We start from the raw sequence: 12,422 nt of genomic DNA, 5'->3' as shown, positions 1-12,422 counted from the left end.
CTACCCAAGCAGAGCGATAGCGGACTTGTCACTACTTCTGGTTGGAACCGCTGCTTCCAATTGGGCAACGCCCTCAATAGCCTGACCCACGGTCGCTGCGCACGGCAACCGCGTCACAGGGGCACGTTGTCGAGGAAGAATGTGGATGGTCAGCTCGTGGTGGGTGAAGGGACCAGCCTGACCGATGGCCGCTGATCGCAGTATGGAGACTGACGGCGACACCGAGATCGCCGAGGAGACCGCAGTCACCGACCGGCGGCCTCCGCCCGATCGACCCGGCGCGGAAGGTTTCCCCAGTCGCGCCGAGAGCCGGGCCGGTGCGGCTGCAGCCAACGAGACCGCGCGCGATCAAAACGACGCGAGCCCGGCCGGTACGAAAACCGGCCGACCGGCCGACGACAGCGCCGGAGAAGCGGATCCCAGCGCCCTTGACGATGAACCGTCCTCGTCTGAGGAACCCGACGCGACCGGGGACACCGAGTCCGCTGAATCGGAACGTGGCGAAGATCGTGATGATCAGCCCTCGGTTGCGGATACGGTGCGGCCGGAAGGCGATGATCCTGCCGCCGAGGAAGCAACTCCGCAGAGCGGAGCCGAGGATGCCGACATATCCGAAGGCGATGCGGGCGAGGGGCCGAGCGATGCCCCGGGCCAGGTGGATGACCACCGTGAAGGCTTGGCCGACAAAAGAGGCCTTGGTGAATTCCTCGGAGCTCTCGACCGCGAGAAGACTCCTGAGGTCAAAGAAGCCCCCGGAGATAAGTCCGAGAAGATCGTCGAACCGGCGAAACAGCCCAAGGATGCGCAGGCTGGCACGATCTTCCAACCGACGGACAGAGGCGAGCGACGTGAGCCGCTGGACGACCGCACGTACGCCGAGCACACCCGTCACGTCGAATCGACGGTGAGCGAGGCGCTTGAGCAGGGCGAATCGACGGACGTCAAGCACACGATTAATCCAGAACGCACGGCCTGGAACCCGGATCGTATCGAGGTCCATCAGCAGATCGTTGACGAGTTGTATTCGGCGGCTGCCGACGTGCCGAACGATGGTCAAGCGATCATCGCGGGCGGGCTTGGCGGTGCCGGCAAGTCCACTACTTTGGAGGATCACGCCGGTATCGATTGCTCGAAATTCCTTACGATCAACCCCGACGACATCAAGGAGTCTTTGGGAAAGCGAGGGATGATACCGACGGTTGGAGGGCTTGCTCCGATGGAGTGTTCCGCACTTGTCCATGAGGAATCTTCGCAGGTCGCGGGACTACTTGCCGGTAGGGCATATGCTGATCGAAAGAATATGATCTGGGATATCACAATGTCGTCCAAGTCCTCTGCCGCCAAGCGGATCCAGCAATTGCGCGACGCCGACTACAGCAACGTCGAAGGGGTTTTTGTTCACATCCCTGTGGACAAGAGTATCGAGCGGGCAGAGGCACGCCATCGCCACAGCCTGGAGGATTACCGTAACGGCGAAGGGCTTGGCGGCAGGTTCGTTCCGCCGGACGTCATCCGCGCCAACGCCGACCCCACATGGGGCAGCGTGAATCGCGGCGTGTTCGAAGAATTGAAACCACAGTTCGACAGATGGAGGATCTACGATAACTCCGTCGACGGCCGCGATCCTATGCTGCTGGAGTCAAGCGACAGCTCAGAAGGGAACAAAGATGAGTGAGGTAACGGAACTGCTCGCTGAGCTCCGTAATGGCTCCATGAGCTTGGAGGAGGTCGCCGAAAGGTTCCGGCAACGTCAATGGCCGCACCGTCAAGTGGCGTCCCCCGCCGACGCACGGGAAGCGTTCGCGCTGGAAGAACAAGATCCGGAACCCTTCCTGGAAGGATCGTTCGATGAGGTGGCGGTGGCCTACATACGCCATGAGCTGACCAAGGAGCAGTACGCCGCTCTCGCCAACGCGGTCGCCGAGAGCCAGCAACAGCGTCCGGGTTCCTGAACGGACCGTCGGGATACGGGTACACGGGGATGCTGAATGCGGATAGATCTGCACAGCCATAGCGACGCGTCCGATGGAACGGAGCCGCCGGCCGAGGTCGTGCGGCGGGCCGGTGAGGCCAGTCTGGATGTGCTGGCCTTGACCGACCACGACACGGTCGCCGGCCTGTCGGCCGCGGCGGCGGCGCTGCCGGCTGGCTTGACGCTCGTGCCCGGCATGGAGCTCTCCTGCCGACGTGAGGGCATGAGCATTCATCTGCTCGCCTATCTGTTCGACCCGGCCGATCCGGAGCTTGCGGCGGAGTGTGAGCGGATCAGGGAGGCGCGGGAGCGTCGAGGGCGGCAGGTCGTCGAACGCCTCGTCGAGCTCGGTGTTCCGCTCACCTGGGAGCAGGTGGCCACGCTGGCCGGTGATGGCGTCGTCGGACGGCCGCACATCGCCCGGGCCATGGTCGACGCCGGAGTGATCAGCGAGCCTGTGCAGGCGTTCACCACCGAGTGGCTGGCTCCGGGCGGCCGCGCGTATGTGAGTCGCTATGCCCTGGATCCGATGGCGGCGGTCCGACTCGTGCGTGCCGCGGGCGGAGCGCCCGTCCTGGCCCACCCCAAGGCATCGAAGCGTGGGCGTGTCATCCGCGACGAATGGATCGCCGAGCTGGCCGACGCCGGACTCTTCGGCGTCGAGGTCGACCACACCGATCATGACGAGGCGGCGCGTGATCACTTGCGCGACCTCGCCGTCGATCTCGACTTGGCCGTGACCGGCTCGAGCGATGACCACGGACGGCTCACCGGCCATCGCCTGGGCTGTCACACCACCTCGCCCGAGGTCTACGCACGGCTTGTCGCCACGGCAACCGGGGCGGCACCGGCCAGCGGGGCCGGTGAATGAGCGATGGCGGCATCGGTGTGGGAGCGGGCGCGGACGATGTCGGCGTGTCGGTTGGTCGAGGTGCCGCGGCGCCGGCTCACCGACGAGACCGAGTCGGGCGGACGGGACGAAGGGCGTGATCAGCGGCTGGCGGCGCTCGTGTCCGCGTACCACGGCAGCGGAGCGGTGCTCGTCGGCTGGCGGCGGGCGAGCGCTGGTGGGCCCGTGGAGGTGTACGTCGGCGGCGAGAGCCTGATCACCGAGGACGGCTCCGGCGGCGCGGCGGTGAACCTGCCGGTGGGCGGACGCGGCCGGATGCTGCGACCGGGTGCCGTCGCCGACGTGATGGGCGATCTGCCGTGTTGGACGCGGATCGGCGGCATCACCGACGGCCTGCTCACCGACGATCAGCCGGACGCGGCGCAGGGCGCGCGGCCGTCGCTGGAGGACTGTCTCCTCAGCGTGTGGACGCAGCCGTTCGCCTGGCTGCTACTGGCCGAGCCCGTCCCCGCAGCCGAAGCCGGTCGGCTGGCCGATGAGGTCGCCGACGGCGCGTACACGGCTCAGTCGATGGCCGAGCGCTCGCCGGAGAACGCCGTGGAGGCGGCCCGGCTCGAGCGTCGCCATCGCGAACTCCGCCAGGCCGCGACGAGCGGGCTGTGGCGCGTGCATCTCCTGGCCGGTGGCACCGCTCCCGAGGCGGCGGCCCGGGTGGCCGCGCTCGTCTGCGCGTCGGCGGACCTGGACGGCCTGCCGTACGCCCTCGCGCCACTGCCCGACGGGGACGGCACCAAGGTGGGCGCGGCGTGGCCGTTCGAGGCCGGGTCCCGGCTGGTCGCGGCGCTGGCCCGGCCGCCGGTACGGGAGGTGCCGGGAGTCCGGTTCGCCGTACGGCCGGAGTTCGACGTCACTCCCGAGACGGCCTCCGGTGGTGTGCCGCTCGGCCGGGTCCTGGACCGCAACCGCGCCGATGTCGGGACGCTGTCGGTGCCCTTGGAGAGCCTGAACCGGCACACCTTCGTGTGCGGCGCCACCGGTGCGGGCAAGTCCCAGACCGTACGCGGGCTGCTGGAGTCGGCGACCCGGGCCGGGCTGCCGTGGCTGGTGGTCGAACCGGCCAAGGCCGAATACCGGCTGATGGCCGCTCGCCTGCCCGACGCCGAGGTCATCGCGATCCGGCCCGGCGACGTGGACGCCATCGCCGCGGGCATCAATCCGCTCGAGCCGGCCACAGATCCGAACGGGCGGGCGTTTCCGCTGCAGACCCACGCCGACCTCGTACGGGCGCTGTTCCTGGCGGCGTTCGAGTCCGACGAGCCGTTCCCTCAGGTGCTGTCGGCCGCGTTGACCCGCTGCTACGAACAGCTCGGCTGGGACCTGGCGCTCGGCGAGCCCCGGACGCCCGGGACCGCGCCGCGCTACCCGACCCTGGCGGACCTGCAGGCCGCCGCGGAGGACGTGGTCACCGAGATCGGGTACGGCAAGGAGATCACCGACAACGTCCGCGGGTTCATCCGCGTCCGGCTGTCCAGTCTCCGGCTGGGCACGACCGGCCGGTTCTTCGAAGGCGGCCACCCGATCGACTTCGAGCGCCTGCTCTCTCGCAACGTCGTCTTCGAGATCGAGGACGTGGGTGACGACCGCGACAAGGCGTTCCTCATGGGGACCGTGCTCGTCCGCCTGGTGGAGTACCTGCGGATGCGGCAACGCGCGGGCGGCGGTGTCGCGACCGGCCTGTCGCACCTGAGCGTGTTCGAAGAGGCCCACCGGCTGCTGCGCAAGAGTGAGGAGTCCGGGCCGGCCGCGCACGCGGTGGAGATGTTCGCCGGGCTGCTGGCGGAGATCCGCGCGTACGGCGAGGGTCTGATCGTGGCCGAGCAGATCCCGTCCAAGCTCGTGCCGGACGTCATCAAGAACACCGCCGTGAAGATCGTGCACCGGCTGCCCGCCAAGGACGACCGGGACGCCGTCGGCGCGACCATGAACATCACCGACGCCCAATCCCAGTTCCTGGTCACTCTCCGGCCGGGTGAGGGCGCGGTGTTCAGCGACGGCATGGACTATCCGCACCTGGTCCGCATGCCCGACGGGACGGGAACAGAGAGCACCCGCACGGCCGTCGTCGCCTCCCCCGCCGCACTCGTCACCTCCCGCAGCGGCACCTGCGGCATTGACTGCCGTACCGCGCCTTGCACGCTGCGGGAGATGCGCACCGCCCAGCGCGTCCTCACCGACCACCCGCCTGTGGTGTTGTGGGCCGAGCTGACCGCCGCCGCGCATCTGACCGGCTGGGGCTCCCCCGTCCCCGGAGCGGCGGTCCTGGACTCCCTTCGGGCGCTGCCGGACCGGCGCCGTGACTGCACCCTCTCCCACGCCGTCGACGCCGCCGTGGCCTCCCGTGCGTCGGTCATCGCCACGAACGGCGACCCGGGCCGGTTCGCCGACCACCTCATCACCGTGCTCCGCGGCCGGCTGGACGGCGGACGGGTGTGCACCGGCGAAGAGCCACAGTGGTTCGCCGCCCCGTACCGATGGTGCCTCGTCCTGGAGGAGCTCCAGGCGGCCCACCGCCGTACGCCCGATGCCGGCCGGCATCCCGGGAGCGGCGGCTGGGAGCAGGTCTACGGGCGACCGATTCCCGGGGACGGCATCGCCGACCAGCTCGAGCACGTGTCCCGTTGGTGGGACCGCGACCAGCGTGACGTCGCCGGCCGCGACGCCGCCCTGTGGGGCACCGCCACGCCCTCGGCGATCGAGAGCGCGGTCGGTGCCCGCCGGGCCGACGACGACTGGGCCGAACGCCTCACCGAGGCCGTGGCCGACTTTACGAACATCGGCGGTCTCATCCGCTTCTACGCACCGCCCGCCGAATGACCGTCGGCGACGGTCGTCCGGGCCGTGCCGCTCGCCCGGCCTACCGCAGACCGCCTCCGCCGCGGTTCAGGAGGACCGGGTCCAGAGGTCGCCCTTGGCGTTCTTGTTGCACTTGACCACGAGCAGGTAGGGATCGTGGTTGAGGGCGAGGCACTTCTTCGTCTTCACGTTCTTCAGCGACATTTTGTTCTTAGCGAGCCTGACCCACTGCCACTGCTGCGTCTTGTCGCTGTAGCTGCACTTCTTCGAGATGACGAACTGGCTGTTCCTGAGGGCCAGGCAGTTGCCGGGGCTGATCAGGCTGTGCAGCGTCTTGTTGTTGTCGAGGATCCAGAGCTGGTGCTTGATGTCCTTGTGGCCTCGGCCGTGGCACGCGACCCGGCGGACGGCCTGGTTGCCCGCGTTCGTCTTCGTGTCCAGGCACTTGCCCGATGCCACGCTCTTGTACTGATAAGAAGCCGTCTGCGCGTGAACGTCGGAGGCGGGAGCGGCCGACGCGGCGGAGGCCGCGCCGACCAGGGTCGTCCCGGCCGCGGCCAGAGCGAAGGTCACCTGCTTGAGATTCACTCGATTTCCCTTCGGGGGCGTCCGGAGGCTCACGTCCACCAGGACCATGATCGTTTCGCGGGAGAGTAACCGCGGCGCCCGCGCGAAGGGTGCTTTTACCGTGAAAATGGGACTCTGGCCCTATGCGGGTCCGATGCAACACAGACCCCTGCCTCACTCCGGTCGCACGTGACCACGAGCAGGTAGGACCAGACGTCCGGCTTCGCCGGGGAGAATCTCGCCGACCGGGTCGATCTTCAGGCGATGCGGGTCGGGCAGTACGGTGGAGGCTTCGAAGGCCGATGCGCGGCCTGGCTCGGGAGTGATCGGGTGGCTTACCGGTGCGGGTCGCCGCGGGTGGTGTCCGTCGTGGCGGCGTTTCTGCTCACCGCGGTGCTGAGCGGTTGCGGGTCCGGTTCGTCGGCGAAGAGCGCGGAGCCGCCCCGGGCCACTACGGCGGCGGGGACGGCCCCGGCGTCGCGCGCTCCGGCGGTCGCGATGCCGACCGGTCCCCGGGCGCACTTCACCGTCGCGCGCCATACGTCGGCCGGGCCGGTTCTGATGACGCGGCTGAAAGGGGCCAAGTCCGGGTGGACCGGGAAGGTCTGGGTCTGGCTGCCACCGCAGTACAACGATCCGCGGTACGCCAAGACCGGGTTCCCCGTCGTCATCCTTCATACGGGCGGTAGCGGCTCCGGCTACAACTACTGGTCCAATCCGAAGGTGTTGCCGGCGCAGGAGGACGACGTGCGGCTGAACGGCATGGGCAAGGCCCATCCGTTCATCATGGTGATGCCCGTCCTGCAGCCGTCGTCGCGCCAGGACACCGAGTGCAGCGACATCCCGGGCAAGCCGAAGATGGGCACGTGGCTGGGCGAGGACGTGCCCGCCTTCATCCGCGCGAACTTCCGGACGATGACGAGCCGCGACGGCTGGGGAACGGCCGGGGCCTCGTCCGGGGCCTTCTGCGCCGTGAAGCTGGCCGCCGAGCACCCCGACGATTTCAAGGCCGTCGTCTCGTGGGGCGGCTATTTCCAGCCCGACACCGAGCTGCACTGGTCGAAGAAGGGCCGTCAGGCCAACAGCCCGGATCTGATCCTCCAGAGGACGCGGCCCGACCTCCGGCTGCTCCTCATCTCCGGCGGGTCTCCACGGTCCCGCGACGAGGTCGACCGGATGAACGCGCTGGTGAAGCTGGTCAAGCCGCCCACGGTCGCCACCACTTACATCCAGCCGAACGGCGAGCACTTCACCAAGGACCTGAAGAAGCTGGTCCCGATGATCCTGGAATTCCTCACCGCGAATATGCAGGGGCCGACCGGCGACAAGGGATGACTGTCCGATTTTCGCCACATGACCACTCTTGTTGCGGCACTCCTACGCACATAGGCTCGGGCCACCTGTTCCGGGACACATATGTCCCGCCGGAGGAAGGCCCCCGCCATGTCGTACCGCCCCATCGCCTCCGCCCTGATCGGCACCGGCACGCTCGCCCTCTCGGCCGGCCTGATCCCCGCCGCGAGCGCTTCGCCGTCGGCCGCCCACCAGCAGGCCGCACTCGCCACGATCACTCTCCACTACGACGACAGCCAGGCCGCGGAGTTCAAGAGCGCCGTGGTCGCCGGCGCCAATTCCTGGAACGCGAGCGTGAAGAACGTCCGCCTGGTCGAGGCCACGGCCGGGACGAGGGCCGAGATCCGGATCGTCGCCTTCGACGGCTGGCCGCAGTCGACGCTCGGCCCCGTCCGCCCGGGCGGGAGCGGAACGGTGTGGTTCGGCCGGGAGGCGGTGAACGAGGGGTACAACACGATCCGCATCGCGGCGCACGAACTCGGGCACAGCCTCGGCCTCCCGGACAACAAGCCCGGCCCCTGCTCGTCGCTGATGTCCGGCTCGACCGGCGGCGTCTCGTGTACGAACGCCACCCCCAACGCCTCCGAGCGTGCCGCCGTGGAGGCCAACTACGCGAGCTCGGCGGCGACCCGGCTCACCGGTGGCCACGTCGTCGACGCCCCCTGATCGCGATCAGACCGGGAACGTCACTCCGGTCAGGTCTTCCGAGACCGCCCACAGACGGCGCTGGACCGCGACGTCGTGGGACTGCCTGCTGGACCCGACGAGCCTCGGGTGGCCCTTGGTCTGGCCGAACCCGTCCGGGCCGTAGTACTGGCCGCCTTGGACCTCCGGGCTCGTCGCGGCCCGCAGGGTGGGCAGCGCGCCCATCGCCGCGCTCTGGGCGAGCAGTGAACCGAAGGCCCTCTCGAGGACGCGAAGGGGCGCCGGGAGGTTGCGCCCCAGCTCGGTCTGCGAGCCGCCCGGGTGGGCGGCCACCGCGATCGTCGCGTCCTTGCCGGCCAACCGGCGTTGCAGCTCGTAGGTGAACATGAGGTTGGCCAGCTTGGACCGGCCGTACGCCGCCATCCGGCTGTAGGACCGCTCGGACTGCAGGTCGTCGAAGTCGATCTCGGCCCGGATGCGGTGGCCGACGCTGCTGACCGTCACCACGCGGGAGCCGGGCACCGGCAGTATCGCCTCGAGCAGGAGGCCGGTGAGCGCGAAGTGCCCCAGGTGGTTGGTGCCGAACTGCAGCTCGAACCCGTCCTTGGTGGTCCGCTTCGGCGTGTACATCACCCCGGCATTGTTGATCAGCAGGTCGATCTTCGGGTGGCCGGTGCACAGGTCGTCCGCCGCGGCGCGGATGGAGTCCAGCGAGGTCAGGTCCAGGTGCTGGACCGTGACGTCCGCGCCGGGGGCGGCGTCGGCGATCCGGGCGGCGGCCTGCTTGCCCTTGTCCGTATCCCGTACCGCCAGCACCACCGCCGCGCCCCGTACTGCGAGGACCTTGGCGGTCTCGAAGCCGAGGCCGGTGTTGGCACCGGTGATCACCGCGACGCGGCCGTGCTGGTCGGGCACGTCCTCGGCGGTCCACTTCTCGTTCATGACCCCTCCGGGATTCGATCGGTAGATCAAGAGACCATCGGTCTGTTACACACCACCAACATAAGAGACCGGCGGTCTACTGTCAAGAGACCGGCGGTTCGTAGGATTGGGTCATGACGACGTTCAAGCGGGCGCGCAGCGAGGAGCAGCGGGAGATCCGGCGGCAGGCGATCCTCGACACCACCGCCGCGATGCTCGACCAGATGGCCGTGAACGAGGTCAGCCTCAACGAGCTCAGCCGTCGCGTCGGCCTGGCCAAGTCCAACGTGCTGCGCTATTTCGAGTCTCGCGAGGCGATCCTCCTGGAGCTCTTGGACCAGGCGTGGAAGCAGTGGATCGGCCGGCTGTCCGAGCGACTCGCCGCCGACGTCGACCCGCAGGGCACACCCCGCCGGCGCGGCGACCAACTCGCCGCCGCGCTCACCCGCTCCCTCGCGCCCGAGCGGGTGTTCTGCGACCTGCTCAGCGCCCAGGCCGGCGTCCTGGAGCACAACGTCTCGGTCGAGGCCGTCACGCGCTACAAGCGGGCCAGCCTGGACAACTTCACCGCCATGACCGAACTCGTCCGCCGCCACCTGCCCGAGCTCGGCGACCAGGCGTTCATGGCGTGCGGTGCGGCGATCGTGCTGATCGGCGCGCTGTGGGTCCAGACCTGCCCGTCGGACAGCATGCTGGCCGCCTACGAGGCCGACCCCTCCCTGGCCGCGCTGCGCCTGGACTTCGCCACGGCCCTGGAGGAGGTGCTGGCCACTCAGATCACCGGGGCCCTCGCCCGTACGGCGTCCTGAGCCGCATGCGTGCGTCGAGGCCGTCTAATGTGGAAATCGGCAGGTCAGCGACCTGGACCACGGCGTGGTCCTCGGGGGAAAGGGCTGCTGCGATGGCCGAACCGACGATGTACCACGGCCCCGGCGGGCCCTCTCGTTACGCGCCGATCGCCGAGCACGGGCTGATCGGCGACCTCCAGACGGTGGCCCTGGTGGACACCCGCGGCACCGTCGACTGGTACTGCTGCCCGTCGTTCGACGCGCCCAGCGTCTTCGCGGCGATCCTCGACGCCGACCGCGGCGGATGCTTCGAGCTCACCTCCATCGCGCCGGCCCGGACCAAGCAGTTCTACTTCCCCGACACCAACGTGCTGATCACCCGGTTCTTCACCGAGGACGGGGTGGGCGAGATCCAGGACTTCATGCCCGTGTGCGACGTCGGCGAGGTGGACCGGCACCGGCTGATCCGGCGGGTGATGTGCGTGCGCGGGACCATCCCGTTCCGGGCCCGGGTGGCCCCCCGGTTCGGCTACGGCACCCGGCCGCACACCGTACGGGCGCAGGGCCGTACCGCGCTGTTCGAATCCGACGCGCTGTCGATGGCGTTGACCTCCACGGTGCCGCTCGAGTCCGACGACCGGGACGTGTGGGCGGATTTCAAGCTCTCGCAGGGCGAGTGCGCGGTGTTCGCCCTCGACCGGGTCGGTGGTGAGATCACGCAGCGCGGCTGCCCGCACGCCGAGGCGGAGCAGGAGTTCACCGCCACGGTGGCGTACTGGCGGCGCTGGCTGTCGTCGTCCCGCTACCGCGGCCGGTGGCGGGAGATGGTGCACCGGTCCGCGCTGACCCTCAAACTGCTCACCTACGCCCCCACCGGCGCGATCGTCGCCGCGCCGACCACCAGCCTGCCCGAGCGCATCGGCGGCGCACGCAACTGGGACTACCGCTACCTGTGGGTCCGCGACGCCGCGTTCGCCGTCTACGCGCTGCTGCGGCTGGGCTTCACCGAGGAGGCCGAGGCGTTCATGACCTTCCTGTCCGAGCGGGTCGACCTGCGCGATGACGGGCCGTCGGGTCCGCTGCAGATCATGTACGGCATCGACGGGCGCACCGACCTGCCCGAATTCGAGCTTCCCCACCTGGAGGGCCACCGGCGCTCGGCGCCCGTACGCGTCGGCAACGCCGCCGCCACCCAGCTCCAGCTCGACATCTACGGCGCCCTGATCGACTCCATGTACCTCTACGACAAGTGGGGAAAGCCCCTCCCCAGCTGCGCCTGGGACGCGGTCTGCTCCCTCGTCGACTGGGTCTGCGGCAACTGGGACCAGCCCGACGAAGGCGTGTGGGAGACCCGCGGCGGCCGCAAGAACTTCCTGTACTCCCGGCTGATGTGCTGGGTGGCGATCGAACGGGCCATCCGCATGGCCAACCGCCGCGGATTGCCCGCCGACCTCCTGCGCTGGCGGGAGTGCCGTGACGCGATCTACCGGCGAATCATGCTGCGCGGCTGGTCCGACCGGCGGCGGGCGTTCGTCCAGCACGAGGACGGCGACGTCCTCGACGCCGCCATCCTGATGATGCCGCTGGCCAAGTTCATCGCCCCCACCGACCCCAAGTGGCTGTCGACCCTCGACGCGCTCACCCTGGACCTGGTGTCCGACTCGCTGGTCTACCGCTACGACCCACAGGCCAGCCCCGACGGTCTGACCGGTGAGGAAGGCACCTTCTCCATCTGCTCCTTCTGGTATGTCGAGGCGCTCACCCGCGCCGGACGTCTCGACGAGGCCCGGCTGGCCTTCGAGAAGATGCTCACCTACGCCAACCACCTCGGCCTGTACGCCGAGGAGATCAGCCATACGGGAGAGCAGCAGGGCAACTTCCCGCAGGCGTTCACCCACATGGCCCTGATCAGCGCCGCGTTCAACCTCGACCGCGCGCTCGGCTGACCCTCGGCGCGCTCGCCACGAGCGGCACGCGCGCTTCCGGCCAGGCCGGATCGCCGAAGCCGAGAATGTCGGACACCCGGCGGCCCCGAATGGCGCACCAGCCGTTCAGGGTGTTGAACTCGAGCGAGACGATCGAGCCGTTTCCGTTGTCCTGCAGCACCGCGCCGACGTGCCCGGGCTCTCCGGCGAAATCAAAATCGAAAAAGGCGATCCGGCCGCGCGCCGGCTTTCTCGTCGACCGGCCGATCTCTCGCCAGTGCTCCCACCACGTCGGCAACCGCGCCCACCGCGGGTCCGCGCCGCCGAGGGCGAGGACCTGGTCGGTCTTCCAGGCGCACCACAGCAGGCCCATGGCGCAGAAGTCACCGGTACGGTGATACCGATTTCCGACGATCTCGGCGAACCAGTCGCCGTATGCCGTGCTGCCGTCCGCCCGCCTCCGCGGACCGACCTGGGTCTTGGCCATTGCCAGAAATGCTTCGCGTCCAGGCATCTTCCCCTCCCCGTGCACGAATAATGACAGAGAG

At 69.0% G+C, this 12,422-nt stretch carries 11 protein-coding genes; 8 read left to right on the top strand and 3 right to left on the bottom strand.

All coding sequences use genetic code 11. The features are described from left to right. Positions 1–202 precede the first annotated feature (202 nt). From ACQP2O_RS03240 to ACQP2O_RS03225, 4 genes are read left to right on the top strand one after another with little or no spacing between them, the layout of a single operon-like run. Positions 203–1,675, top strand: a complete 1,473-nt coding sequence (locus ACQP2O_RS03240) for a zeta toxin family protein (RefSeq protein ID WP_433179703.1) — start codon at positions 203–205, stop codon at positions 1,673–1,675. After that, entirely contained in the window at positions 1,668–1,952 is a 285-nt protein-coding gene (locus ACQP2O_RS03235; protein WP_433179702.1) for a hypothetical protein, read from the top strand. Before ACQP2O_RS03240 ends, ACQP2O_RS03235 begins: the two co-directional genes overlap by 8 nt. Before the next feature lie 36 nt (positions 1,953–1,988). Further along, on the top strand, positions 1,989–2,843 hold the full coding sequence (locus tag ACQP2O_RS03230) for a PHP domain-containing protein (RefSeq protein ID WP_433179701.1): 855 nt from the start codon (positions 1,989–1,991) through the stop codon (positions 2,841–2,843). Positions 2,844–2,846: 3 nt separating this feature from the next. Further along, positions 2,847–5,696, top strand: coding sequence for an ATP-binding protein (locus tag ACQP2O_RS03225; RefSeq protein ID WP_433179700.1), 2,850 nt, complete (start codon positions 2,847–2,849; stop codon positions 5,694–5,696). Between the two features lie 66 nt (positions 5,697–5,762). Here the strand turns inward: ACQP2O_RS03225 and ACQP2O_RS03220 are convergent, their stop codons facing one another. Further along, positions 5,763–6,263 (bottom strand): ricin-type beta-trefoil lectin domain protein, encoded by a 501-nt coding sequence (locus ACQP2O_RS03220; protein ID WP_433179699.1) that lies wholly within the window; start codon positions 6,261–6,263, stop codon positions 5,763–5,765. A gap of 348 nt (positions 6,264–6,611) precedes the next feature. On the opposite strand from ACQP2O_RS03220, the gene ACQP2O_RS03215 reads away from it, so the two are divergent. Further along, positions 6,612–7,577, top strand: a complete 966-nt coding sequence (locus tag ACQP2O_RS03215; protein WP_433179698.1) for an alpha/beta hydrolase — start codon at positions 6,612–6,614, stop codon at positions 7,575–7,577. A 108-nt stretch (positions 7,578–7,685) separates the two neighbouring features. Beyond that, on the top strand, positions 7,686–8,261 hold the full coding sequence (locus tag ACQP2O_RS03210) for a snapalysin family zinc-dependent metalloprotease (RefSeq protein ID WP_433179697.1): 576 nt from the start codon (positions 7,686–7,688) through the stop codon (positions 8,259–8,261). Between the two features lie 6 nt (positions 8,262–8,267). Here ACQP2O_RS03210 and ACQP2O_RS03205 read toward each other — a convergent pair whose 3' ends face one another. Next, a complete protein-coding gene (locus ACQP2O_RS03205) occupies positions 8,268–9,182 on the bottom strand; it encodes an SDR family NAD(P)-dependent oxidoreductase (protein WP_433179696.1) in 915 nt (304 codons plus the stop codon). Between the two features lie 113 nt (positions 9,183–9,295). On the opposite strand from ACQP2O_RS03205, the gene ACQP2O_RS03200 reads away from it, so the two are divergent. Both ACQP2O_RS03200 and ACQP2O_RS03195 read left to right on the top strand, forming a co-directional pair. Next, positions 9,296–9,970: a TetR family transcriptional regulator gene (locus ACQP2O_RS03200; protein WP_433179695.1), complete on the top strand. Its 675-nt coding sequence runs from the start codon at positions 9,296–9,298 to the stop codon at positions 9,968–9,970. Between the two features lie 92 nt (positions 9,971–10,062). Next, the gene (locus ACQP2O_RS03195; RefSeq protein ID WP_433179694.1) at positions 10,063–11,895 is read left to right on the top strand and encodes a glycoside hydrolase family 15 protein; all 1,833 of its coding nucleotides are present in this window, start codon (positions 10,063–10,065) and stop codon (positions 11,893–11,895) included. Here ACQP2O_RS03195 and ACQP2O_RS03190 read toward each other — a convergent pair. Then, entirely contained in the window at positions 11,870–12,247 is a 378-nt protein-coding gene (locus tag ACQP2O_RS03190) for a hypothetical protein (protein ID WP_433179693.1), read from the bottom strand. The two genes, ACQP2O_RS03195 and ACQP2O_RS03190, sit on opposite strands and share 26 nt — an antisense overlap. Between the last annotated feature and the right edge of the window lie 175 nt (positions 12,248–12,422).

Source organism: Actinoallomurus sp. CA-150999, assembly GCF_050942425.1.
GTDB lineage: Bacteria > Actinomycetota > Actinomycetes > Streptosporangiales > Streptosporangiaceae > Actinoallomurus.
The sequence above is the reverse complement of the archived record's forward strand: the minus strand, read 5'-3'. Positions and strand labels throughout refer to the sequence as shown.

What these genes read in the sequence shown, in the direction of transcription:
- ACQP2O_RS03240 (WP_433179703.1), top strand. Translation starts at nt 203, where the DNA reads ATGGAGACTGACGGCGACACCGAGATCGCCGAGGAGACCGCAGTCACC.
- ACQP2O_RS03235 (WP_433179702.1), top strand. Translation starts at nt 1,668, where the DNA reads ATGAGTGAGGTAACGGAACTGCTCGCTGAGCTCCGTAATGGCTCCATG.
- ACQP2O_RS03230 (WP_433179701.1), top strand. Translation starts at nt 1,989, where the DNA reads ATGCGGATAGATCTGCACAGCCATAGCGACGCGTCCGATGGAACGGAG.
- ACQP2O_RS03225 (WP_433179700.1), top strand. Translation starts at nt 2,847, where the DNA reads ATGGCGGCATCGGTGTGGGAGCGGGCGCGGACGATGTCGGCGTGTCGG.
- ACQP2O_RS03210 (WP_433179697.1), top strand. Translation starts at nt 7,686, where the DNA reads ATGTCGTACCGCCCCATCGCCTCCGCCCTGATCGGCACCGGCACGCTC.
- ACQP2O_RS03205 (WP_433179696.1), bottom strand. Translation starts at nt 9,182, where the DNA reads ATGAACGAGAAGTGGACCGCCGAGGACGTGCCCGACCAGCACGGCCGC.
- ACQP2O_RS03200 (WP_433179695.1), top strand. Translation starts at nt 9,296, where the DNA reads ATGACGACGTTCAAGCGGGCGCGCAGCGAGGAGCAGCGGGAGATCCGG.
- ACQP2O_RS03195 (WP_433179694.1), top strand. Translation starts at nt 10,063, where the DNA reads ATGGCCGAACCGACGATGTACCACGGCCCCGGCGGGCCCTCTCGTTAC.
- ACQP2O_RS03190 (WP_433179693.1), bottom strand. Translation starts at nt 12,247, where the DNA reads ATGGGCCTGCTGTGGTGCGCCTGGAAGACCGACCAGGTCCTCGCCCTC.